The organism is Neisseria sp. HMSC056A03 (genome assembly GCF_001815685.1).
GTDB lineage: Bacteria > Pseudomonadota > Gammaproteobacteria > Burkholderiales > Neisseriaceae > Neisseria > Neisseria subflava.
This window is the reverse complement of the sequence record NZ_KV821575.1, coordinates 1-24,616: the sequence shown is the minus strand read 5'-3', so window position 1 is coordinate 24,616 and position 24,616 is coordinate 1. Positions and strand designations below refer to the sequence as shown.

Here is a 24,616-nt window from a genome sequence, read left to right as displayed (position 1 = left end):
GTGGTGTAAACAACGCAACGTTTTCCTACATGTTAGCTTCCGCAGGTCAGCGATCTGCATACCTTCCCAACTTCCAAATGATTGCTCATTTAGTCCACAGTGTTGAAAAAGAGGGATGGGACGCTGACCAATAATATGGCTAGCCGTATCAATGGCACGTTGTAAAATACTGGAATAAGCAGCGGTAAATTCTACTTGTTGTAGCGCTACGCCGGTTTCCTGAGCTCCTGCAATTCCTTGTTCGGTCAGTGGTGAATTGCCGGATCCCTGTAAAAGTCCTTGTTCATTCCATTGGGTACGGCCATGGCGAATAAAATAAAAAGTGAGTTGTTTTGACATCATAGTTCCTTGGAGAACGGGAAGTATAGGGTATAACTAACTCATGATGCAAAGGCCGTCTGAAACGATAATTTCAGACGGCCTTTTTACTTTAACGTGAGCCGTTTAGATACGGTCGTGCCTGGAGGATAACAAGCTTACCATTGTCAAACGCCCATTCGATGTCCTGCTCACCATTTGCAAATAGCTGTTTGATTTGTTGGCCGGTTTGGTCAAGGCGACGTATTTGTTCTTGGTTCATCACATTGCCACTGGTTACAGGTACTTCTCGTACTCCACCATTTTTATCCAGTTGCAATGCTGTGGTTTCATTAGAGGAGCTGAGACGTTGTACAGAATCATTGCGGCGGTTATAGACTACCTGTTCGGCTACCCGTTTACCTTCAACGACACGAATACCCAACCCGCGTTTGGCGGCAATGTAGGCGCTGTTTTTCTGAGCAGTATCATAAGGATTGATGGTAACCAACACACCGGAGAGATCTGCATTGATGCTTTGTTGCACAAAGACACTCATTTTCACGCTATCGTGAGGTAGTCCGGCAATACGGCGGGCTTCGTATGCGCTGTAATTGAAGACGGAAGCCCAAGATTGTTTTTCACCGCTTCGGCTAACGCGTTTTCATCGGTAACATTTGGTACGGTGGTGTACAGCCCTGCGCCGCTGAAATTGGGCAGGTCTTCGGAATTAGAGGAGCTGCGGACGAACACGCCTTTGCTGTTTAATTGGCTGCGCCATTGTTCCGCCCATGTGCGTTTCCATTCGGACGGGACTTCGGCATCGGTGATTTTTTTTCTGCAATGCGAGTAAGGCGGTACGGCGTTTGCGGTTGTCGCCGCCGCTTTGCGTTTCGATTTGCGCCAGTGTTGCCGCGTTGATGCCGAGTTTGTCCATCATGGTGCGGTAGTAGGCGAAGGGGATGCAGAATCCGTTGGGGACGTTGCTGCCTGCGATATGGGCGCGGATATGGCCGAGGTTGGAGGCTTTGCTGCCGCAGTAGCAGCTGTCTTCACGGCGTAAGTTGGCAAGCGTCCGCAGGTTGTAATCGGAAGTGTCGGGCTGCGGCAGGGAGAGGCCGTCTGAAAATGTTTTGGCGGCTGCGTTTCGGTTGGTTTGGGCGACCCGGTATTGTTTTGCGTCGGCTGCCAATTCGATGCGGCGGCCGATATAGGGGGCGAGGATTTTTTCCGCGTCTTTGAGGTAGATGTTGGGAATGCCCCAGCCGCGCGCCAAGACGTTCACATGCGACAGCGCGGTGGACGGTTTTTCGCTGATGATCCCCGCCACAGGTGGCAGCTCTAGGGGAACCTCTTTCAAAATAATAATATCGTCGGCGTCAACATTATAAAGATCATCTTCTTTGGCAATAACGCGTAATGTACCTATCGCTTTGCCTTGGTTTAGAGGCAGGTAGGGGAAATTCTTAATCAAACTTTCTTGGGTAATAAAAGGAACTTTGCTTTGCTCGGCAACGGTTTCCTGCCATAAAGAATTGGTTTTATAACGCAATGGAGCGTAGAAACTGTCTTTCAGACGGTCTGCTGCCAATTTCAATAATTCAGGCGTGATTTTATCTCCTTCCCAAAACTCATAAACATATTCCTGAGTACTATTTTGCCAACTGATAGTACCAAACAGATAACGCCGGTTGGGATTACGGTATTGTTGATTCAATTCAGTTTTTGACAGCATGGGTTTTAAGATAGTAGCCAGATAGTGTTCATGCAGCCGAAATTTGGGAGTATTGATGTAGTCGGTACGGTTATCGTCTTCACGATCGATAAGAAAGAGGATATGAGGAATTTCATATTCACTACCTTGCTCATAAATACGCGAAAGCAAGTCAAAATTGGCCTGGCTTTTGATTGCAGATAACGCAGGAATTTGTGTTTTAACTGGAGTGGCTACAGTTTGACGCTTTTCAGACTCGTAATAAGAAGGTTTACGCGCCGTTGGTGCAGCCGTGTCGACTGTCTCAGCTTCAGGACGGCAGGCTGAAAGTAAAAGCAATATTGGGAGGCAAAAAGTAGGCTTCATGATGTTGTCGGTTATCTAAATCAGATGAAAAGAAATATACCATCTAAATCAAACTGTTTGTTGCCTAGATAAATCAGTTTTGTAATCCAATTTAAAAGGCCGTCTGAAACGTGATTTCAGACGGCCTTTTAAATTGCCAACACTCCTAAAATATTTATAGACTTGAATACTTTAAAACAAGTTATTGTAATTTATAAGAAGTAAGAAGCAATGAAAAAAAACGATGAACAATGAGTAGGATAAGGTAAAGTAGAGTTTCCAATATTTCTTAAATATTACCATTCAGACTACATTTTCCCCGTTAATCACTATCTATTTATGATAAGCATCATCTCAGTTAAGATGTCTGAATATTGTTATAATATACCTCAATAACCACTATTTAGAGTAATGTGGTAAATACGTTGGAGCATCAGACAATCAACGAACATGAATGTATCCTGATCAAGTTATCCTAAATTAATATTTAATTTGCTCATGATATTGAATAAGGACTTTACTGATGAAACCTTTTATCCTGCTGTTATCTGCAGCTTTATTGACAACTTTTAGCCTAAATGCTTGTACGGAGAGAAATAATATGAGTGTCCAAGAACAAACAGAAGCACGTTTCAAATTGAACCCCGATCCGAAACAGCCATACAGGATCAAGGTTAAGATTAATAATGCACCGGGGCCGATGAAACCTATAAATGATATGTATATTGGTTATGCAGCAAGAAACTGTTCTTATACCATTAGTCGGTTGGCAGGTGCGAAAGCATCTCCTGAAAAAAATGTTCCAATCAAAATGAATTTGGTCGGACATGACGAATACGAAGTACTCTTCTATGCTGATGCTGTACTGGACGAAGATTATTTCGGAGAAGGTGTCTGCCAATGGAAGCCTGAAAATTTTGGAGCTTCATTTAAGGCAACAGGTAAAAAGGAAGAAACTGAATTCAATATCAGCGATGTAATGGAAAATCTTGAAAAAGAAAAAACACTGACCAAATATTATTGGAAGCGAGGGTATCCGTATTATAAAAATAAAGATGGTTTACCATATGGAAGCGAAGATTCTCCTGATGTGGATTTTGGTGAAAAAAGCCTGTCTGCCTATGGGGCGGGACCTCATAATGACAATGATTTTTTTAGTATCACCGTTACTCTAGAGGAAGTTAAACCATGACCCGACTAAGTAAACAACAGTATGCAGACCTTGCTCAAGATTCCTATGAAAACCGTGTGGTTACACCCGCTAATAAAACCTTACTTATTGGTGGAAATCATTATAAAGTCCTAGCTGTCCATAAAAACCCGACCACAGACTACCAAGGTGTGGTTTATCAAGATGTCCGTACCAATGAGATTGTTGTCGCACATAGGGGGACGTCATCCCTGATGGATGCCAAAGTTGATCTGAAAATGGTTATCCATAAGGCCAATATCCAGGCAGAAGATGCAGCAAAACTAACTATGCTGGCATTAAAAGAAGCAGATAAATTTCACAATAAACATCCTGAACAAAGTCAACCTCGTATAACACAAGTTGGTCATTCCTTAGGAGGGACGTTAGCTCAAATTCAATCTTATCGTTTCAAGCAGGAGGGCGTTACCTTTAACGCCTATGGTGCGGCAGCTTTAAATGGCATTCCCAAAGGGGGGGATAAAGTAATCAATTACTCATTGGCGTCAGATGCAGTATCAGCTGCAGCGCCTCATTATGGTAAAATGGTTATCCTAGCTAAAGAAAGAGAATTAATCATGCTGAAACTTAATGGATACAGCAATGACAGTAACGGTATACCTTATTTAAAGGAGACAGTTTCACCAGCTGCTGGATCTCTGTTGTGGTCACACGGTATTGCTAATTTTACCGGTATTAATTCAATACTCTCAGAACGCAATTATCAGCCTGCTTTGGAATTGGCAGAACGCAATAAAAAATTGATAACTGATTATAGGGATGATGTTAATGACTACCGTAACACGTTACATAAGATAGGCAAAGGTTTAAGCAAAACCCAAGAAATGTACCATAAGGTCCGGAAAAATAATGAAGATCCGAACCTGATGTCTTGGAATGATAAGGAAGAGCAGTACAATTTTATGCAGACAGTTGCTTCATTCAACCCACAATCTCTTCCACTTGAGGCACAAAAACTTTTTGATTCTGTCAAAGGGCATATGACCGCTTACCATGAGAAAAACGGTTTGCCTATTGATAAAGAAAAATTCCAAAATTCCGTAATGGCTCTTACTGCTTTAGGGACATCACAAGGAATGACTAATGCCACTCTGTTCAGTGTGCAAAGAGGTCAATATCTAATTGGTGAACTCAACCCCCATCTAAATCGTGTTGGAATGCATATAAATGAATCTGCCTCTATACCAGCAGTAGAAAGTTTGAATCAAATTCAACAAGCTACACGGCAATTTGAATATGATGAACAACAAAGACAGATAGCGCAAACCCAGACACGAGGTATGAGCTTGTCGTAAAAGAAATGGACGCCAAGGCGCGGTTCGGTAACGAACTTGGACTATGATGCCACTATTTTAAAATTGGCAAATGCCTTGGGTGGAATAGAAGATGTTGGTCAAAAAGATGTCCTAAATCCGTTAGGGGACATAGGTAGCATGAAAAAAAGAAACAAAACCGTCGTAAAACCAGTCGTTATAATGAGAATTTAGTGTGCATCAATAGAGAAAAAGTCATCTGATAAATTTCAGGTGGCTTTTTTATTCTTGGATTCTATAAGTGATTGTACTACTGAGCGAAACAGAATTTAGCAGGCTAAAATACTAGCATTATAAATTTAACATAATATAAATTATGTAGTTTTTCCCTATACCTAACAATCGCCGTTGTTTATTCCTGTTTGTTAACTATTAGTTAATTTTAAAAGATTCCGTATAGTACTCCAATTTTTAGTATAAAATCAATAGATTTTAATAGAAATCCGGCTGTTTAATTTTACTGTGACTCTATTATCCCTGACAAAATAGGGTAGGGAAAAGATAGTGAATTGTGCTAACTTTGTTTGAACTTATTCAAAATTGTTCAGATAGTCTTATTTCATTAATCCTATTTTTTTTTCTCTCTACAAAATGCAAAGACCTTTGTTGATTAGTTATTATCACTTATTACTACTGTCAATCCCTGCATTTTAGTTTCCAATGACATTATTTATTGGAGAAATGTTTTCACTATCAGCCTTAACAATCATTATTAAAATGTGCTCCGATGTTCTGTCTCCGCCTGTATGCGGCTTGGGTGACGGCGAGGCTGCATTCGAGCAGGTTGCGGTTTTCGTATTCGGACGCGGTGTGCGGCTCGGCTTGGTTTTGCTTCCAAAGCCGCAGTTGGGCGATGGCGCGGCGCAGGCCGGTATCGTTGCGGAGGATACCGAGATGGTGTTGGTTGAAGGCTTGCAGGACGGGGCGGCTGAATGTGTTTTGGAGGTCGTCTGAAAAGATGCCTGCTTCGGCGGAGGGGTTTTCAGACGACCTTTGGGGCAGTGCGGTTTGGAACGCTTGTCCGTCTGCGATGGTTTGGGCGGCAAGCCTGGCGGTAACGACGCATTCGAGCAGGGAGTTGCTGGCGAGGCGGTTGGCTCCGTGCAGCCCTGTGCAGGCGGTTTCGCCTAAGGCGTAGAGCTGTGGCAGGGAAGTTCTGCCGCAGGGGTCGGTTTGGATGCCGCCGCAGGTGTAGTGTTGCACTGGACGGACGGGGATGGCTTGGCGCGTGATATCCAAACCGCATTGGGATAAACAGTGTCGATGGATGGACGGGAAATGCTGACGGACGAACTCTGCGGGTTGATGGCTGATGTCGAGCGAGACGAAGTCTTGCGTTTGCTTGGCGATTTCGGCGGCGATGGCGCGGGCAACGATGTCGCGCGGCGCGAGTTCGGCGCGGCGGTCGTAATGCGGCATAAACCGTTCGCCCGCTTGGTTGGTCAGAATGCCGCCTTCGCCGCGCACGGCTTCGGAAATCAGGAAGGTGCGGCCGTTTTCAGACGACCTTGCCAAGCCTGTGGGGTGGAATTGGATAAATTCGAGGTTTTCGACTGCGCAACCTGCGCGTATTGCCATGGCGATGGCGTCGCCCGTGCATTCGGGCGGCGTGGTGGTGGCGGCGTAAATTTGCCCGAGGCCGCCGCCCGCGAGTACGGTATGGCGGGCGCGGATGCGGTAGGTTTCTTGCGTTCGGCAGTCGAGGACGGTCAGTCCGCACGCTGCGCCTGATTCGGTTTGAATGTCCAACGCCATCTGCCGCTCGCAAACGCGGATGTTCGGGCGGCGGCGTATTTGGGCAATCAGGCTCTGCATGACGGCTTCGCCCGTGTAATCGGCGACGTGGGCGATTCGGCGGCAGGTATGCCCGCCTTCGCGCGTCAGGTGCAGGCCGTTATTATTTTGGTCGAACGCCACGCCCTGCGCCAGCAGCCATTCGATTGCCGGTTTGCCCTGCGACAGGATGGTGCGGACGGCGGCTTCGTCGCACAAACCCGCGCCCGCCTCCAAGGTATCGGCAACGTGTTTTTCGATGTCGTCCTCTCCCGACCACGCCGCCGCAATCCCGCCTTGCGCATGACGGCTGGCGGTGTCGTCCAGCCGGTTTTTGCACAAAATGACGATGCGGAACGATTCAGGCAGCGACAGGGCGAGCGTCAGTGCCGCCAGCCCGTTTCCGGCAATCAATACGTCGCAATCGGTTTGCATGGTGTTGTCCTTGTTTGAGAGGTCGTCTGAAACGGTATAGTGGATTAAATTTAAACCAGTACGGCGTTGCCTCGCCTTAGCTCAAAGAGAACGATTCTCTAAGGTTCTGAAGCACCAAGTGAATCGGTTCCGTACTATCTGTACTGTCTGCGGCTTCGTCGCCTTGTCCTGATTTTTGTTAATCCACTATAAATATTGACGGCAAATCAGGCGGGCCCCATGCCGTTGAACACATCCCCGCGCTTGAGTCCTGCCGCGAAGTCGAGCATACGCTGCAAAGGCAGTTTGGCGGCTTCGCCCAGCTTCCTGTCCAACAGGATTTCGTTGCGCCCGCCTGTTAGGGCGTATTTGATGCCGCCCAGCGAATTCATCGCCATCCACGGGCAGAACGCGCAGCTTTTGCAGCTTCCGCCGTTGCCCGCCGTCGGCGCGGCGATAAATTCTTTGTCGGGCGCCTGCTTTTGCATTTCGTGCAGGATGCCCAAATCGGTTGCCACGATGAATTTTTTTTCGGGACGCGATACGGCGGCCTTCAGCAGTTTGCTGGTCGAGCCGACCACGTCGCCTAATTCGATGACGCTTTGCGGCGATTCGGGGTGAACCAGCACCGCCGCGTCGGGGTGCTTCGCCTTCAAGGCCGCCAGCTCCTGCCCTTTGAATTCGTTGTGGACGATGCACGAACCCTGCCACAGCAGCATATCCGCGCTCGTTTCGCGGCGGATGTAGTCGCCGAGGTGGCGGTCGGGCCCCCAAATCAGCTTCTCGCCGCGCGATTTCAAATACGACACGATTTCCAACGCCACCGAAGACGTTACCACCCAATCGGCACGCGCTTTCACGGCGGCGGAAGTGTTGGCGTACACCACCACCGTGCGGTCGGGGTGTTGGTCGCAAAACGCCGAAAACGCCTCTTCCGGGCAGCCCAAATCCAAAGAACATTCCGCCTCCAAATCGGGCATCAGTACTGTTTTTTCAGGGCAGAGGATTTTCGCGCTCTCGCCCATGAAGCGCACGCCCGCCACCACCAGCGTGCCGGCTTCATGTTCCGCGCCGAAGCGCGCCATCTCCAGCGAATCGCCCACGCACCCGCCCGTTTCCAAAGCCAAATCCTGAATCAGCGGATCAACATAATAATGCGCTACCAAAACTGCGTTTTTTTCCTTCAGCAAGGCCTTGATTTCGTTTTTCAGGTAGCCCGCCGTCTCGCGGTCTGGCGTATCGGCAACCTTCGCCCAAGCCTGTCGGATTTGGCAGGCGGAAGTCGGCGTTTGGATGAGGGGCATGTCGTAATCGAACGAGCGGCGGGCGGCGGTTTGCATGATGTTTCCTTGTGGCTGGTTTTTCAGACGGCATGAAGGTTTGCCGTTTATATTTTGAAATAGTTTTATATTATGCTCAAATTGAGTATAATATGCAAGGTCGTCTGAAAACCGCTTTGGTTTACAATAAGGTTTTCTCTTGAATGAAAGCCATGCATGGATGCCTATCCTGAAACAGCGGTCAATCCGCAAAGTATCGTCGAGCTTGTTCCTGTATTGATCGCTATTACAAACGGCAGCTTGAGGGTTTTGACAGTTGCCCAGGGAGAGCTATTACCCAATGGCTTGCTTGCACCACTTCGCCACTCTCTGCAAGCAGGGGTCAGGATGTGGGTTGCCAAACAGACATCACAGCCTATGGGCTATGTAGAACAGCTTTATACGTTTGTAGATACGAGCCGCCAAAATGAACAAGGCTTACCTGTCTTATACGTCAGCTATTTAGGACTGGTGCGCGAGGCGGCCGACAACATCCTGCATCCCGACGCGAAATGGCAGGACTGCTATTGCTATTTTCCGTGGGAAGATTTACGTAGCGCCAGTAGGCAACATGAGACCATCGTCAGCCGCCTGCGCATTTGGGCAAACTCTGCGGATACGGAGGAAGTACGCCAAAAACGACTCAAGCGTATTCATTTGTGCTGGGGGGTAGAACCTGAAAACTGGTCGGAAGAATACGTTTTGCAACGCTATGAAATGCTGTATGAAAGCGGCCTGATAGCGGAAGCCGCCGAGCCGCAGGCAAACTTCGACTTCGCGCTCACGGGGCAGCCCATGCGCCACGACCATCGCCGCGTACTGGCGACAGCCTTATCCCGCCTACGCGCCAAAATCAAATACCGCCCCGTGATTTTCGAACTGATGCCGCCCGAATTTACACTGCTGCAACTGCAAAACAGCGTCGAAGCCATCAGCGGCAGATTGCTGCATAAGCAAAACTTCCGCCGCCAGATTCAGCAGCAAAACCTTATCGAGCCGTCGGATACCGGCGTATCAGGCAGTAAAGGCCGTCCTGCTCAGCTTTACCGCTTCCGCGACGATGTCCTGCCCGATCAGTTGATTTCTGATATCGGACTGCCGCTGGGCAGCCGTTAGCCCATTTTCAGACGACCTCAAATGAAGTTTTTCCCCATCGGTGCAACATCAATCTTTTTCAACAAAGGAAACCCCATGTCGTCTGAAAACACCCTCTTCCCCCTGCCCGACACCCTGTTGCGCCCCATGGTGGAACAAGCCTTGAGCGAAGATTTGGGCAGGCGCGGCGACATTACGTCCGCCGCCGTCATCGCGCCCGACAAAACCGCCAAACTCTTCCTCGTCAGCCGTGAAGACGGCGTCATCGCCGGCATGGACTTGGCGCGTCTCGCCTTTCAGACGATGGATCCGTCCGTCCGCTTCCAAGCCGAAATCCAAGACGGGCAAGCCGTCCGCGCAGGTCAGACGCTTGCCGCCGTTGAAGGCAACGCCCGCGCGCTGCTTGCCGCCGAACGCACCGCGCTCAACTACCTCACGCACTTGAGCGGCATCGCCACCGCCACCGCGCGTGCCGTTGCCGAAGTCGCCGAATACGGTACAGACATCGTGTGCAGCCGCAAAACCATCCCCCTGCTGCGCGTCCTGCAAAAATACGCTGTTAGGGCGGGTGGCGGCGTAAACCACCGCATGGGTTTGGACGACGCCGTGCTCATCAAAGACAACCACCTCGCCTATTGCGGCAGCATCGCCCAAGCCGTGTGGCAGGCAAAACAGGCGGTCGGCCCGTTGACCTGTGTAGAAATTGAAGTGGACACGTTGGCACAACTGGATGAAGCCATCGCAGCGGGCGCGGAACGGATTTTGCTGGACAACATGGACGATGAAACCTTGAAAGAAGCAGCAAACCGCTGCCACACGCAAACCACCCATCCCCACACCATCTATTGCGAAGCATCGGGCGGCATCGGCTTCGACCGACTGAAGCGCGTGGCGCAAACCGGCGTGGACGGCATCGCCCTCGGCTATCTGACCCACAGTAGCCGCTCGTTAGACATAGGTTTGGATTTCGTGGCATAGATTTCGAGTTTGCTATAAAGCAAAGGCCGTCTGAAATATTGACGTTTCATTTTCAAGCAGCCTTTTTAATTCCAAAGCAGAAGATATAAAAATTATGCAGGTTAGCTTCAACTTTCATATAACATGAAAGAGTAGGGCATAACTAAGCCATCATGTAAAAAGCCGTCTAAAACCCAATGTTCAGACGGCCTTTTTACTCCCCAAATGATTAATTGGTCATTACCATTTTCCAGTTATCCCAATGCGTATTGTCCTGCCCGGTGCAGGCAGATAGGAGCGGCTCATCGGGTCGAGGTAGTAGCGGTTGGTCAGATTGCTGCCCACCAGCTCGGCAGTCAGGTTTTTGCCGATTTTGTAGCGCAGGTAGGCGACAGGCTGCCAACGCATGGTATCTGTATCCGCTTGAAGATTATAGTCATTGATACGGTTTAATTGATCGTAATATGCCTGCCATACCGTACGGCAGTTTTGATAAACACGGCTGTGGTAATGAAAGCGGATACCGCTTTCCAATTTGTTGTGGAAGAAGCGTCCACCCAAGTCGGCATCAACCGACCAGCGCGGCTGAACCATACTGGCAAGATAACCGTTATCGGTCAAACCGCCGTAATTGCATTCGGGAGCAGGAATAAATCCGCCGCCAGTCAAGTAACTGGAATCATGTACACTGGAAACGGAAAAAGATTTGTCGCAAACTTTGTTTTTGAGCGTACGCAATACGCCGACTCCTCCAAAAAACCTGCCGCTGTCGAAGCGTGCCTGTAACTCCACGCCGGTACGGATTTGTTTGTCGAATTGCTCGAATTCAAAATTCTCGTCCCTGTCGATGATATTTTTGGTTTTGTTGCGGAAGTAGTTGATGCGGAAATCCGCATTTTTCATTTTTGGAAACAGTCCAGTTAAATCATGAATGTAGCCGACTTCCCAGTTTTTGGCGTATTCGGGCTGCCAACCGTATCCCATTCGCGCAAATGAACCCGCAGCAGTCGAGAAGCCATAAGTCCCCTCAAATATGCTGGGGAAACGTAGGGATTCGGTATAGCGCAGATAAGCTCGGGCATTATCGGTAAAATTGACGGCGGCTGAGAATGCAGGAGCCCATCCGCTGCCACCCTGTTTGTGGGCACGTTGTAGTTCAGCAGGGGTAATCGGGGATCTGTATATTTTGTCGCTACGAGGCATAAACATATATTTCTGGACTGTGCGCAGACTGTCCGGATCGTTTGGATCGTAGGCAGGATTGACGGTTTGGCTGTGTAAATCGAAAACGGTAAACCAGGGGTTGTCAGCAGGATTCAGACGACCTCTATCGTCTTTACGCCAATAGTATTTCAGCTTGTCCAGCCTTGGTCTGTTTTCGTCATTATGAGGTTGGGGATTTAATATTGCCACCCCTCTATCATCTATTTCAATACTGTCTCTTGCCGCATTGAATTCGTCATTGTTAATCGCATTCAGATAATCACGATATTCCTGCTCGGTTGCTACACGAGTAAACTGAAATACCTCACCTCGATTGACTTGTAAGGGATTGTTGTATTTGTCAAATCCGGTTTTCAGCCGCTCGTTGTCGTCCTGTATCTTGAAGTTGGTATAGCGCGCTCCTGCCGTCAGAGTCAGCCAGCTCATCGGCTGGTAGCGGAAATTGAAACCAAAATTCCATTCTCTGCGCCTACCGTTCCTCGGCTCGCCGAATCTTGTCAGTTCGGTATTGGTAGCCAATTGTGATGCCTCTATTTCTTCCCTGTATTTATCCAAACCATCATGACTTAATTCTTCTGAAAACTCATTACGGGATCTCAATTTTTCATTTTGGAAATCTCCCATTAAGGTCAGCGTCAGCTTATCGTGCAATTTCATACGGTTGGAAAAGTTGAAACCGTTGCGGGTATTGTTGGCATAGTAGGCATTACCCTCTATGGTATTGAAGCGTCCGTTGGTGTTTGGAAGCTGTTCGACACCATCCGTCCTGTCTTCATACATGGCATCACCGGGCGAACCGCCTGCGGTATTGGTTTTGGATTTGGTACGGGTCGCCCACAATGACGCATCGAAATCTATCCAACGGTTGCCTTCGGGCTTCCATGAATAATCGATATTGTAGGAACGCTGTTTGACCCATGCCCTCGGCCATTCGGCAATTTTATTCAGATTATCCGGCGTACTGAATAGCGGACCAATGACGCGGGAGGGCATGATTTCACCAAAAATGGAGTCTGTATGACGCAGCCCGAATTTCAAGGTTTGGCGGTTGGGCAAGCGGAAGGTAGTTTTGCCTAGCCATGATTTATTTTCCAGCGAAGTATTGGTTACTTCGCCGCCCGGATGGTAGAAAAGCCCAATTCTCGCAATATCAGGTGCGCCCAACATTGCCTCGCTTCCGTAGAATTTTTCGCCTCTTGCAGCGGCATCTGCAATCTGTCTGTTTAATTCATTGACCGTCTCCATTGTCCAAGGACCGATATAACCGTAGCGTTCCGCCCCTTTTTTACCGGAAAAATAATTGCCTTTACTGCGGTAGGCATAGGCGAGCATGGCATCGAAATTGTCCTGCTTGGTGGCGGCGGCAATACGGTAGGCTTTATCCTCACCAAATTTATTGCGTCCGCTAAAACGTTGGCTGACTCGGTCGGTATCGTCCAACATTGCCCGCCAAATACCGCCGAGTGCGACGGTAGGATCATCCAATGTCCGATAATCGACTGATTTTTCATAGATATTGGCACGTTGTTTGATGGAATTATTGGCAGCCTCCGCCTTCACTTCAAAGCCGTATTTCTGCCCTTCGGGGACAATATCGTCGGCATCGATGGTTTTCAGGGCGACGGAGCCGCCTATGCCGCTTTTCATATCACGGCTGAACGAGAGGCCTTTTCGATAGAAACGCTGCTGATGATGTTGGGGTCGACGTAGTTGCGGTTGTTTGCGCCTGCGTAGCCGCGCCAGACGGTAATCGCCTGCTCCGTGCCGTCGATGGTAACGGGAATCCGTCCCTGTCACTGTACGCCGCGTATATTGGGATCCAGCGCGCCGCTGTACACGCCGGACATGCCGCTCAAAAGGTCGGATACGGTGTTGCCTTTGAAGGTCTCAACTTCGTTTTTGCCTTTGTAAAGATTGACGATTTCTCGGGTATAAACCCGGTTTTTACCGATTTCGTCTTTATTGCGTGTGCCTTTGACAGTGATGGTATCGAGAATAACTGTCGAATTATCTGCAGCATAAACGGCAGGGACGAAACCAATGGCGGCGATGCAGGCGGAGAGGGTGGTGACTTTGATCGGTTGCATAGAATGAATTCATATAACTTGATTGGTAAGGCCGTCTGAATGAGACGGCCCGAATAGATGCGACTCCACTCTGACTAAAATAATACAAATAAGTTTGATTATTATTTATAATTTTATGAAATTCTAACTAATTTTTAATAATATGGAAATGTTTTTTGAGTTTGAGGTAAATAGAAGGGTGAGGGATAAGTGGAACAAATAAAAGCCTGTTTGAAAATTTCAGACAGGCTTGGATTCAGATTTCAAATGCAACATTCGGGTACCAGTGGTTGGAACAGATTCAAGAATAAAACACTTGGCGTTCCGTGGCTAAATGTTTTTTCGGCGATGCGCCTTTCGATCTTTGTCGATTATCTTGATGAAGGTGGCGGTAAACGGTGCTGTGATGGAATGTCATCTGGTGGTGTTTGTACAGGTAGGCGTAACGAATACATATGCTCTGTTCCTTTGTAGAGAGAGCGGAAATCACCGTATGCGGCGTGAATTAGATGAAGTTAATACGCCTGCCTTGGGCAAGTATTTGTCTGACTTTCACGTTTTATTCCGCCTGCGGCAGTTTGGCGGGAAACTCGGTTTCAGTGGAGACCTCCGAAGCAGCCCGCACTCAGGTATTTTGGATTGACTAACGCGAGCTATCTGCCAAATACTTTCCGCCAGGCATTCGGATTGATTTTAAACTTGGCTTTGAACTGCAAACGTAGGTTTGCCGCGCTGCCGAAGCCGCTTTGTTCGGCGATGCGTTCTATCGGCAAATCCGTATTTTCTAATAAATCCTGCGCCTGCCATAGCCGCTCTGTTGTGAGCCACTCACCGAAATTCATGCCTGTGGCTTGAGAAAAATGGCGGATAAAGGTACGGCGGGAAACGGCTAATTTTTTTGCCAAATCGTCCAAGCGGTATGGGGTCGCAAGGTTTTGGCGCAGTTCGTCCAATAAGTGATTGATTTTGTCATCGGCGGTACGACGTTCGACAGGTCGGTGGATAAACTGTGCCTGCCCGCCTTCGCGGTGTGGTGCCGCAACCAAGGTACGGGCAAGGTCGTTGGCAACGGTTGCACCGTGGATTTTGCGGACGAGGTACAGGCAGCAATCCAGCCCGCCCGCCGCACCTGCCGATGTTAAAAAGTTGCCATCTTCCGCATATAGGCGGTTGGTATCCAGATGAATTTTAGGGAAACGGCGGACAAAGTCGTCTTCGGCAAGCCAGTGGGTGGCGGCGGTTCTGCCGTCTAAAAGTCCTGTGTAGGCAAGGGCGTAAGTGCCGTAACATAGGGCGGTGATATGCACACCACGTTGTACCGCTTTCTGTAAATGTGCGCTCAACTCGGGTGTCGGGGCTTCTTCAATATTGCGCCAGCCTGCGATGACGATGATGTCGGCTTCTTCCGTCAAATCCAAGCCGCCGTGTACGGGAATGCTTGCGCCCAGTGCCGTGATAACGTCTTTGCTGTCATCGGAACAGATTTTCAGGTCAAAGAGCGGATGGTTCCGATAGGTCGTCTGAAAAACAGAAAAGGGAATGTTGAAGACAAAATCATTCATGCCCGATTGAGCATATAACACGATTTTGGGAACAGCTTGATTTTGGCGAAACTCGTTACGCTCGTTTTCAGACGACATTTTGGCACTATCCTTGCGTTTATTGGCAATATTGCCTATTTTAGCCGATACATCTGCTGCTTAAAATACGCTCCATGATTTTTTAAGGAGCAACATAATGAAATCCAAGCAATTTATTCTTGCCACTGTTTTGGGCGCGACAGCCTTTTCCGCTTGGGCAGACGATTCATACCAACATATCCGTAACGCTACCGCCAAAGTCGAATATGCGGGGCAGACGTTTTTGATTGACCCGTTTTTCGCCCCCAAGCATTCCATGAACGGCTTTGCCGGCACGTTCAATAACCAAGCCAAAATGCCGCTGGTCGGGCTACCGATGAGCGTGAATAAAATTTTGGACGGTGTGGATGCAGTTATCGTTACCCATACTCACGAAGACCATTGGGACGAAACCGCCGCACGTTCCATTCCGAAAAACCTGCCCGTATATGTGCAGCACCAAGCCGACGCGGCAAAAATCCGCAGCCAAGGCTTTACTGATGTACGCGTGTTGAACGGCAGCACTGTCTTCAACGGCGTAACCATCAGCAAAACCGGCGGCGTACACGGTACAGAAGCCATGTATGCCAACCCGCAGCTAGCCGAAATCTTAGGTGATGCAATGGGTGTGGTATTCCAAAGCAACGGACATAAAACCGCTTATATTATGGGTGATACTGTGTGGACGGCAGATGTAAACAAAGCATTGAACCGCTACAAACCCGATTATCTGATTATGAACACGGGCTACGCGCTGATTTCAGGCATTTCAGACGGCATTATTATGGGGACGGCTGATGTATTAAAAGCCAGCCAAGTCATGCCTAAAGCCAAAATCATTACCGTACACATGGATACCGTGAATCATACCGCCGTCAGCCGCGCCGATATGCGTAAATTTATACGCGGTCAAGGCATTGAAAGCCGTGTGAACGTTCCGGAAGACGGAGAAATCCTGAAACTGGATTGATAAACGGCTTATTACCCTAAAGCAGCCTGCACCTTGTTTTCAAAGTGCAGGCTGCTTTTCGGATTTCAGACGGCCTTTAAAAGCAGTCTGCACAGGGTTTTCAGATAGCCTGAAAACTGCGTTTATGGCTTAACGGCCGCATCGCTGCCGTATCAGTCAATCATGGGCAGGTTAGAGCAGGCAGGCGTAGTCAGACGAATACATATGCTCCGCACCTTTGTTAGTGCTGTCTTGCAGTTCCCAAACTTGCAAAAACTGCCTATTTGTTTTATAAATGCAAACCATTATTATTCAAATAATAAGGTTATGTAATGAAAAAGAAAGCGATTGCCTGTGTAGTAGGGGCGGTTTTTTCCGGACAGTTATATGCGGCTCAGATGCCGGTAGCTCAGGCAGAAATAGAGCCTGTGGTGGTTACGGCCGACCGCAATGCGCAAACCTTGGATAAAGCCGCGCCGAATGTGTCGGTTGTCGGACGTAAAACCTTGAATCAAGCCTCGGCGCAGAATTTGGACGATATCGTGATGTATGAGCCCGGCGTCAGCGTGCCGTCAGACAACAACCGCCGCGGTCATGCCAGTATCAATATCCGAGGCATAGACGGCAACCGCATCCTGATGATGGTGGACGGCGTGCGCATTCCCGAGTCCTACGCGGGCGGCGGTTCCAACGGCGCGATTTCGGGACGCGATATGGTCGAAAGCGACACGCTCAAGCAGGTCGATATTGTCAAAGGCCCTTATTCCGCGCTGTACGGCAGTGATGCACTCGGCGGTGTGGTGAATATGGTGACGCTTTCTCCGAGTGATTTCGTCGATGAGGGCAAACGCGGTTATTTTGGGCTGAAATACGGCTACCGTAGCCGCGACCGCAGCCACGGTGTAACGGCGACAGCCGCCGGTTTCCATGAAAACGCCGAAGGCCTGCTAATGCTGACGCGTCGCCAAGGGCACGAAACGGAAAACATGGGCGGCGACAAAAGCTACTCGACTTCGCGCACCGCCACCAACCCGCAGAAAAACAATGCCTACAATATTTTGGCGAAAGGCAGTATCGGCAATGAACGCCACCGCTTGGAAACTTTGTACGAACAGTATTACCACGCCAACGATACCGTATTGGCCAACGGCTTGGGTTCGCAGTCGCGCGGGCCGGTAACCATTGCAACATCTGAGAGCAATGCCCGCGACCGTATCCGCCGTCAACGTATCGAAGCAGGCTACCGCTACACTGGCGAAGGCCGTCTGAAAGAAGCCAACCTGACTGCCTATCAGCAAAAACTGCGTACGGAAGACGATGCCGTCGATGTCAGCATTACCCGCATGGGCACGCGCCAACTGGGCAACTCGACCCGTTATTCCGACTACGGTTTCAATCAGACCATACGTGGGCTGAACGGACGTAGCGTGTGGGAGTTTGACGGCGCGGTCAAACAAACCGTCGTTGCCGGTGCCGAATACAAACATACTGAGACCGCCCGTCCGCGCGACAGTCTGACAGTGGACAATCTGAACGGCGCCGTCAGCAAAGTTTATGCAGGCAGCACCTATCCGAATAAAACCTTTCCCGACAGCAAGCGCAAAACGTTCAGCGTTTACGCACAAGACAGCCTGACCTTCGGCAACGGCATTGTTCTAACTCCGGCCTTGCGTTACGAAAAAGACAAGCTGAACACGTCGACCGACCAAGCCTATCTCAACGCCAATCCCACTGGAACGGCGACGCGCTTCAGTGATTCCGCGTTTACGCCCAGCCTGCGCCTGAGCGTGCCGATGGGTGAGCAGTTCACCGGTTTTGCCACTTATTCCCAAGGCTTCCGCACGCCGCCGTTTGACAGCGCGACCATGGCGTTTGCTAATACAACCTACGGCTATGCCGTCATTCCGAATGCGAATCTCAAATCCGAACGCTCCAACAGCTTTGAATTGGGGATGAAATTCAAAAACGAACGCGCCCGTGCGCAAGTCACCGCGTTCTACAACCATTACCGCAACTTCATCAACCGCACTGAAATCGGTACCTCTACCGTTGGCGGACGCCCGATTATCCAGTACCAATATCAAAACCTTGATCGTGTTAAAACCTACGGTGCCGAAGCTTCCGCCGCCTACAAATTCCTGCCAGGCTGGCAAGTCTCAGGCAGCATCGCTTGGATGCGCGGTAAGCAGCAGGACGGCAAACCGTTGGATTCCGCTTATCCGCTCAACGGCGTTTTGGGTTTGGATTACACTCAGGAAAAATGGGGTGTTGGTACCAAGCTGCGCTGGTCGAAAAAACACAGCCGCGTCAGCAGCGACACTGTTTTCCAAGCGCCGGGTTATGGCGTATGGGATGTCGGCGCGTGGTACAAGCCGTTTAAAAACCTCGAAATCGGCGCAAACATTTACAACGTCGGCAACAAAAAATACTGGCAGCACGCAGACGTTGCCGGCATGAGCCGTACCAGTGCGATGGACTTGTACACCGAAACCGGCCGCAATTTCGCCGCAACCGTACAACTGAAGTTCTAATGTGATTCAACCGTTTTCAGACGGCCTGAGAAGACGAGCAGGCCGTCTGAAAGCATGCGACAAGGAAAAAAACAATGAAACTCAAACTCCTCCTGCTTTCCGCGGTTATTTCGTTGGCCGGCACTGCACACGCGCAACGCATCGTCGTGTTAACCCCCGATACGGCAGACATTGTTGCCGCACTCGGCGCATTGGACGAAATCGTCGGCCGCGATCAGACCGTTCAAAATCCGGCATTGAAAAACAAGCCCAGTATCGGCATTCATCGCCGTCTGACGATTGAGCCGATTGTGGCCGCCAAACCCGACATCGCCATCGGTTCATGGATGGCGCAGCCTGCCGATATTTTTACCCACCTGCAAAAAGCAGGCATTAAAGCCGTCAATGTTGCGCCCGATGACAGCATCGCCGCCTATCCGCAAAGTATCCGCAACATCGGTCAGCTTATCGGTAAAAGCGCGCAGGCGGACAAGTTGGCCAGTAAATGGCAGGCGGATATGAAACAGCAGCCTTCCAGCAGCAAACGCTACCTCTTCAGCTACGACGGGCGCATCGTATCGGGCAAGAATACCGCCGCCGACGAAATCATCCGCCGTGCCGGCGGTATCAATGCCGCAGCCGCCATTGACGGTTTCAAACCGATGACGCGTGAGGCATGGATAGCGGCCAAGCCCGACATCATCATTATTGCCGATCACAACACGGCCATGATAGGCAACGTCAAAACCTTTGCCGCACGCCCCGAAATCGCCGGTTCGCCTGCCGCGAAAAACGGCAAAATTTATTTGTGGAAGGCCAACGATATGTTCCGTTACGGGCTGGATACGCCACAAGTGATTCAGCGTTTGCACGGTTTGGCGAAATAAACGCGCCTGTTTTGAACACCTTGCCTGATTTTTGTTTTCAGACGGCCTTGATTTGTTCCTTCTTATTGAGGAGGAAGTAAAACGGCTGTCTTAAAAATGCCGTCTGAAACTGTTCCTCAATCCGCTTAAACCGCATGATGTCATGAAACCGCATACCCTTACCCTCTGCCTGTTGCTTACTGCCGCCGCCGTTTATTTGTGTTGCGGCATCGGTTTTGGCGCGTGGGAATCGCCGTTGGCGATGGATGAAACCGTCCGTCAAATCCGTTTACCGCGCATCTATACCGCGCTTTTGGTTGGAGCCGGTTTGTCTGCTTCGGGTGCGGCCTTGCAGGCCTTGTTTGAAAACCCACTTGCCGACCCGAGCCTGATTGGGACTTCGGGCGGTGCGGCTTTGGGCGTGATTGTTTTATTGGCTTTGGGCGGTGGTACGATTGGTGTACCTGCGGCGGCCTTTTTCGGTGCGCTGGGCGTGTGCCTGCTGATTTTGGCGGTGCACAAACTGCTCGGCGGCGGTACTTTGGGATTGCTGGTGTTGGGGTTTGTGTTGAGTGCGTTTTCGGGCGCGGTGGTCAGCATGATTTTGTTTTTATCTGACGATTTGGTATTGCGCAGCGCAACCACATGGCTGTCGGGCAGCCTTGCCGAAGCCGGTTTCTCATCGCCTGTTGCGGCAATCGCGGTCATGTTGCCCGGTTTTCTGATTTTGTTGTCCGCAGGCAGGCGACTGGACGTTTTGATGACGGGGGAAGATACGGCTGCCAGTATGGGTGTATCAGTTGGGGCTTTGCGTGTGCAAACCGTAATCGGCGCGGCATTGATGACGGGGGCGGCGGTATCGCTTTCGGGCATCATCGGTTTTCTCGGCATGATGATCCCCAATGTGCTGGCGCAAACCGTCGGTGGCAGCCGCCGCAAACTGATTACGCTGTCGGCTTGGTTGGGCGCAGTGTTTTTAATGGTGGTGGACGGAGCGGCGCGCTGGCTGACATACCCTGTCGATCTGCCGGTCGGTATCGTGATTGCCTTATTGGGCGGACCGTTTTTTATGTATTTGTTTATCAAGCCTTTGAAAAGCCGTTGATGCCTAAACAGGCCGTCTGAAACTTTATTGCCCCATATCTTTCGCCATGCACACCTTATTTCAAATCCGTAATCTTTCCGTCCGCGTCCAAGACAAAACCCTGCTTGAAATCGATCAACTGGATATACCTTCGGGCATGACCGTCATTATCGGCCCGAATGGCGCAGGCAAATCTACTTTGCTGCGGGCCTTAATCGGGCAAACGGGGCAGGGGAGAATCACGCTTTTCGGTGAGGCCGTTGCGCCGCAAATTCGTGCGGGCAGGGTGGCATGGGTCGGGCAGCATGGCCGTTACAACATGCCGATGACCGTACGCGAATACATTGCGTTGGCGTCATTCGTACAAAAAGGCCGTCTGAACCATGAATGGGCAGACGAGTTGCTCGATTATTTTGATTTGACGGCGTTGGCGGATAAGCGCATCGGTAAGCTTTCAGGTGGCGAGCAACAACGTGCCAACATCATCCGCGCCCTGTTGCAAAACGCGCCGGTCTTGCTTTTGGACGAACCGTGCAACCATCTCGATATCCGCCACCAACACCGCCTGATGCAGTATTTGGTCGGGCATTCAAACCGTGCCTCATCAATGATGGTATTGCACGATTTAAACCTCGCCGCGCGTTATGCGGAACATATTATTTTGATGAATAAGGGAAAAGTAGTGGCATCAGGCAAGGTGGGCGAAGTGATGCGCCCCGACTTGCTTGAATCGGTTTATGGTTGGCAGATACGCCGTTGCGAAGATGAAGCAGGATTTTATTTCAGAAGCTGAACGCCAAAAGGCCGTCTGAAAAACGATAAAGAAAATTTATTTTATTGTTCAAAAATGAAACGAGATGGGAGGATGTTCCCGACTTGAAGAACCAAATTTTGCGCATTTCACAAGTAAAATGTCGATTTTCATCAAATAGAAATACATTTAATTATTTATAGAATACAATATTTTAAAATAATACTGATTTTTAATTATATAAAAATATTGACAAGAAAATGATGATGGTTATTTAATATATAAATCTTATTAATAATTTTTATTAATCATTATCATGGTACAGCAGCTTGTTTGGACTCCGAAACAATCCGCGCCCAAGGCATTTCCCGAACGTCAGGCATTAATGCCCGTTTGGGGCGGTGTTCCAATGCCGCGCCCCCAGTGGCAGAACATTTGGAAGAAAAAGCTTCCCCATGCCACCGATGTGGACGCGCTTGCTTATCTGCATATTCCATTTTGCGCCAACCATTGCGTTTTTTGCGGCTTCTACCGCAATGCGTGGAAGGACAGCCAAAGCAGCGTGTACACCGACAAAATTATCGAAGAAATGGCCGCTGAAGCCGAAGTCCGTACAGGCAAGGGTAAAATCCGAGCCGTTTATTTTGGGGGCGGTACGCCGACCGCGTTGCTTACGGAAGACCTCGTCCGCCTGATTCGTGCCTGCTACCAATATCTGCCGCTTGCCGAAGACTGCGAGTTCACCATCGAAGGGCGCATGAGCCATTTCGATTTGGAAAAAGCACAGGCCTGCATCGAAGCAGGCGCCAACCGCATTTCCATCGGCGTGCAAACCTTCAATACCGCCATTCGCCGCCGTCTCGGCCGCAAACACAGCGGCGACGAGGCGTTTGAATATTTGGCAAAACTGTGCGAACTCGATGCCGTGATTGTGGCTGATTTGATGTTCGGCCTGCCCAATCAAACCGATAACGTTTGGCAAAACGATATCGCCCGCGCCGCCGAGCTGCCGCTGTCCGGTTTGGATACGTATGCGTTCAACCTTTATCCCATGCTGCCCATCAACCGCATGATTGAAAAAGGTGCATTTCCGACACCGCCGGGTTTTGATATTCAGGCAGACCAATATGCCTACACGGTTGAAACACTGCTGGAAAAAGGCTGGGAACAGGTCAGCAACAGCCACTTCGCCTATCCCGGCCGCGGCGAGCGCAACCGCTACAATACCCTGATCAAATCCGATATTCCCTGTTTGGCGTTCGGCTCCGGCGCAGGCGGTAACTTCGGCGGTTTCAGCTATCAGGTGCAGGGCGATTTGGAGAGTTATCTCGCCACGCCGAAAGGCGAGAAAAACATCACGTTTATGAGCGGCCATAGTCCAAATAAAGCACTTCTCAGCAAAGTCCAGCACGATATTGAAACAGGCCGTCTGAATCCATTATTGTTCGACGGCAACAAAGCAGCGCAAAAGCTGATTGCCCAATGGCAGGAAATGCAGCTTTTTAAAGAACCCGATTCAGACGGCATTATCCGTTTGAATACCAGCGGCCGTTATTGGTCGCCCACTCTTATCCGCAAACTCATGCTCACTCTTCCGACTCAAGAAAAGGATCAAACCATGCAAAAACTTTCAGCCGAACAACAAACCATGTTGCGCCAATCATTGGAAAAAAATCCCGGTCAAGTGCTGGAAATGCTGGCCGCGCAAAACCAATGCAGTTTTGAAGATGTTATCCGCTGCCTGCCTGAAGAGAACGTGCGCCAAACCGAAGGCAGCCGCATTGTCGAAATTCTCCAAGCCATCGCCGCATGGGATGAATCCGTTACCTTCATCGCCCATACCCCCGATGCCATCGTCGAAGTCAGCGGCAAACTGCCAAACGGCAAAGTCGGCCGCGGTTTCTACAACTTTGACCATCCCGAAACCGACGGCGGCGTACACGGCCACATCTACTATGAAAACTGCGCCTCCATCTACCTTTTGGAACGCCCGTTCATGGGTAAAGCTACTTGCTCGCTCAACTTTATCAACCGCAACGGTGGCGCCATGTTTAAAATTTTTGTCGGCCGCGATGAAGCAGGCGAGTTGAAACAACACCAAATCGAAGCCATGCGCAAACTGTTTAATGCCGCTTAAACGGTTTCAGACGGCCTGAAAATCCGTTCCTTGCTGCATAGAGGAGCGGATTTTCTAACAACAAACATCTACCATACAAAGGAACCTCAAACATGCAACTCATCTTCGGAGCCAACGGCCCGTCCGGCCGCGCCTATATCCGCACATTGACTGACTCAGCCGATACCGTCGCCGTATTGAGAAGGCCGTCTGAAGACAGCTTTTTTGCCGAACACAATATTCAAACCGTCGTCGCCGATGCGCTTGATGCCGATGCGCTCGATAAAGTGTTGGCACAATACCGTCCCGATACCGTGATCAGTTTTGTCGGCGGCAAAAACGAAGAGGGCATCCGCAGCGATGCGCTGGGCAATATCAACATTATTGCCGCTACGAAAGTCGCCAATCCGCAAGCCCGCTTTGTATTGATTACCAGCATGGGCTGCGGTGAACAATGGGACATGATGAGCGAGCCGTTCAAACAGGCACTCGGCGAAGCCGTCCGTGCCAAAACAGAAGCCGAAATCTATCTTAAACAAAGCGGTTTGAATTGGACCATCTTGCGTCCATGCGGCCTTGCTGATGGCGAAGATAATGCCTATACCTTGACACAAAATGCCCAAGAAATTCTACAAAAATACATGACGCGCAACGGCTTGGCTGCTGCCGTTGCTGCTATTGTCGGCCAAGCGGACAGCAAGGGCGAAACGTATAGCGTTGGTGCGGCATAAACGGATTGAGTAGATTGCCCACTTTCTCTTTATTAAAGTTGGAGTAGGTAATTGATTAGCAGCCGATCAAAACAATAAAGGATTTGCTTAGAAAAGGCTGGGGGATATAAATAAAAAGGCCGTATGAAAATTTCAGACGGCCTTTTATGTTTGAATTCTGTAAGTGATTGTACTACTGAGAGAAACAGGAGTTGGCAGGCTAAAATATTAGACTTATGAATTTAACATAATATAAATTATGCGAACTAGCGTTTCCGCCTGAA

19 protein-coding genes and 1 pseudogene are annotated in these 24,616 nt (G+C 49.7%); 12 read left to right on the top strand and 8 right to left on the bottom strand.

Annotation, left to right across the window (positions count from 1 at the left end; genetic code table 11):
* The 4 genes from HMPREF3052_RS11170 to HMPREF3052_RS00310 all read right to left on the bottom strand — a co-directional run.
* The coding region (locus HMPREF3052_RS11170) for a histidine phosphatase family protein (RefSeq protein ID WP_141756583.1) at nt 1–339 on the bottom strand (339 nt) is incomplete at its 3' end.
* A gap of 91 nt (nt 340–430) precedes the next feature.
* The gene (locus tag HMPREF3052_RS11955; RefSeq protein ID WP_283126927.1) at nt 431–886 is read right to left on the bottom strand and encodes a PEP/pyruvate-binding domain-containing protein; all 456 of its coding nucleotides are present in this window, start codon (nt 884–886) and stop codon (nt 431–433) included.
* Nucleotides 859–1,128, bottom strand: a complete 270-nt coding sequence (locus HMPREF3052_RS11950) for a PEP/pyruvate-binding domain-containing protein (RefSeq protein ID WP_283126926.1) — start codon at nt 1,126–1,128, stop codon at nt 859–861. The genes HMPREF3052_RS11955 and HMPREF3052_RS11950 overlap by 28 nt, the downstream gene beginning before the upstream one ends.
* The gene (locus tag HMPREF3052_RS00310; RefSeq protein WP_283126925.1) at nt 1,028–2,377 is read right to left on the bottom strand and encodes a 3-isopropylmalate dehydratase small subunit; all 1,350 of its coding nucleotides are present in this window, start codon (nt 2,375–2,377) and stop codon (nt 1,028–1,030) included. Before HMPREF3052_RS00310 ends, HMPREF3052_RS11950 begins: the two co-directional genes overlap by 101 nt.
* 502 nt (nt 2,378–2,879) lie before the next feature.
* Here HMPREF3052_RS00310 and HMPREF3052_RS00305 point away from each other — a divergent pair.
* Nucleotides 2,880–3,548 carry a hypothetical protein gene (locus tag HMPREF3052_RS00305; RefSeq protein WP_283126924.1) on the top strand — a complete coding sequence of 223 codons (669 nt, stop codon included), beginning with the start codon at nt 2,880–2,882 and terminating at the stop codon, nt 3,546–3,548.
* Nucleotides 3,545–4,861, top strand: a complete 1,317-nt coding sequence (locus HMPREF3052_RS00300) for a Tle-like phospholipase domain-containing protein (protein WP_070747609.1) — start codon at nt 3,545–3,547, stop codon at nt 4,859–4,861. The genes HMPREF3052_RS00305 and HMPREF3052_RS00300 overlap by 4 nt, the downstream gene beginning before the upstream one ends.
* Nucleotides 4,862–5,578: 717 nt before the next feature.
* Here HMPREF3052_RS00300 and nadB read toward each other — a convergent pair.
* Both nadB and nadA read right to left on the bottom strand, forming a co-directional pair.
* Nucleotides 5,579–7,087, bottom strand: a complete 1,509-nt coding sequence (gene nadB / locus HMPREF3052_RS00295) for an L-aspartate oxidase (protein ID WP_070747605.1) — start codon at nt 7,085–7,087, stop codon at nt 5,579–5,581.
* A 206-nt stretch (nt 7,088–7,293) separates the two neighbouring features.
* Nucleotides 7,294–8,406: a quinolinate synthase NadA gene (nadA, locus tag HMPREF3052_RS00290; RefSeq protein WP_070747602.1), complete on the bottom strand. Its 1,113-nt coding sequence runs from the start codon at nt 8,404–8,406 to the stop codon at nt 7,294–7,296.
* A 156-nt stretch (nt 8,407–8,562) separates the two neighbouring features.
* Here nadA and HMPREF3052_RS00285 point away from each other — a divergent pair, with 156 nt between their 5' ends.
* Nucleotides 8,563–9,501: an NUDIX hydrolase gene (locus HMPREF3052_RS00285; RefSeq protein ID WP_070747598.1), complete on the top strand. Its 939-nt coding sequence runs from the start codon at nt 8,563–8,565 to the stop codon at nt 9,499–9,501.
* A gap of 75 nt (nt 9,502–9,576) precedes the next feature.
* On the top strand, nt 9,577–10,458 hold the full coding sequence (nadC, locus tag HMPREF3052_RS00280; protein WP_070747595.1) for a carboxylating nicotinate-nucleotide diphosphorylase: 882 nt from the start codon (nt 9,577–9,579) through the stop codon (nt 10,456–10,458).
* A gap of 219 nt (nt 10,459–10,677) precedes the next feature.
* On the opposite strand, the pseudogene HMPREF3052_RS00275 reads toward nadC, so the two are convergent.
* Nucleotides 10,678–13,748: pseudogene (locus HMPREF3052_RS00275) on the bottom strand (TonB-dependent receptor).
* Between the two features lie 472 nt (nt 13,749–14,220).
* Here HMPREF3052_RS00275 and HMPREF3052_RS11865 point away from each other — a divergent pair.
* Nucleotides 14,221–14,370, top strand: coding sequence for a hypothetical protein (locus HMPREF3052_RS11865; protein WP_003686322.1), 150 nt, complete (start codon nt 14,221–14,223; stop codon nt 14,368–14,370).
* Between the two features lie 10 nt (nt 14,371–14,380).
* On the opposite strand, the gene HMPREF3052_RS00270 is transcribed toward HMPREF3052_RS11865, so the two are convergent.
* Nucleotides 14,381–15,367 (bottom strand): GlxA family transcriptional regulator, encoded by a 987-nt coding sequence (locus tag HMPREF3052_RS00270; protein WP_070747590.1) that lies wholly within the window; start codon nt 15,365–15,367, stop codon nt 14,381–14,383.
* 97 nt (nt 15,368–15,464) lie between these two features.
* Here HMPREF3052_RS00270 and HMPREF3052_RS00265 point away from each other — a divergent pair, with 97 nt between their 5' ends.
* The 7 genes from HMPREF3052_RS00265 (at nt 15,465) to HMPREF3052_RS00235 (ending at nt 24,353) form a co-directional block, all read left to right on the top strand.
* Entirely contained in the window at nt 15,465–16,316 is an 852-nt protein-coding gene (locus HMPREF3052_RS00265) for an MBL fold metallo-hydrolase (RefSeq protein ID WP_070747588.1), read from the top strand.
* A 311-nt stretch (nt 16,317–16,627) separates the two neighbouring features.
* Nucleotides 16,628–18,826, top strand: coding sequence for a TonB-dependent hemoglobin/transferrin/lactoferrin family receptor (locus HMPREF3052_RS00260; RefSeq protein ID WP_070747586.1), 2,199 nt, complete (start codon nt 16,628–16,630; stop codon nt 18,824–18,826).
* A gap of 74 nt (nt 18,827–18,900) precedes the next feature.
* A complete protein-coding gene (locus tag HMPREF3052_RS00255) occupies nt 18,901–19,692 on the top strand; it encodes a heme/hemin ABC transporter substrate-binding protein (RefSeq protein WP_070747578.1) in 792 nt (263 codons plus the stop codon).
* A 142-nt stretch (nt 19,693–19,834) separates the two neighbouring features.
* Complete coding sequence (locus HMPREF3052_RS00250) at nt 19,835–20,776, top strand: FecCD family ABC transporter permease (protein ID WP_070747575.1); 942 nt, start codon at nt 19,835–19,837, stop codon at nt 20,774–20,776.
* 46 nt (nt 20,777–20,822) lie between these two features.
* Nucleotides 20,823–21,548, top strand: a complete 726-nt coding sequence (locus HMPREF3052_RS00245; RefSeq protein WP_070747573.1) for an ABC transporter ATP-binding protein — start codon at nt 20,823–20,825, stop codon at nt 21,546–21,548.
* Between the two features lie 274 nt (nt 21,549–21,822).
* Nucleotides 21,823–23,643 carry a heme anaerobic degradation radical SAM methyltransferase ChuW/HutW gene (gene hutW, locus HMPREF3052_RS00240; RefSeq protein ID WP_070747570.1) on the top strand — a complete coding sequence of 607 codons (1,821 nt, stop codon included), beginning with the start codon at nt 21,823–21,825 and terminating at the stop codon, nt 23,641–23,643.
* Between the two features lie 92 nt (nt 23,644–23,735).
* The gene (locus HMPREF3052_RS00235) at nt 23,736–24,353 is read left to right on the top strand and encodes an NAD(P)H-binding protein (protein ID WP_070747561.1); all 618 of its coding nucleotides are present in this window, start codon (nt 23,736–23,738) and stop codon (nt 24,351–24,353) included.
* Nucleotides 24,354–24,616: the final 263 nt, after the last annotated feature.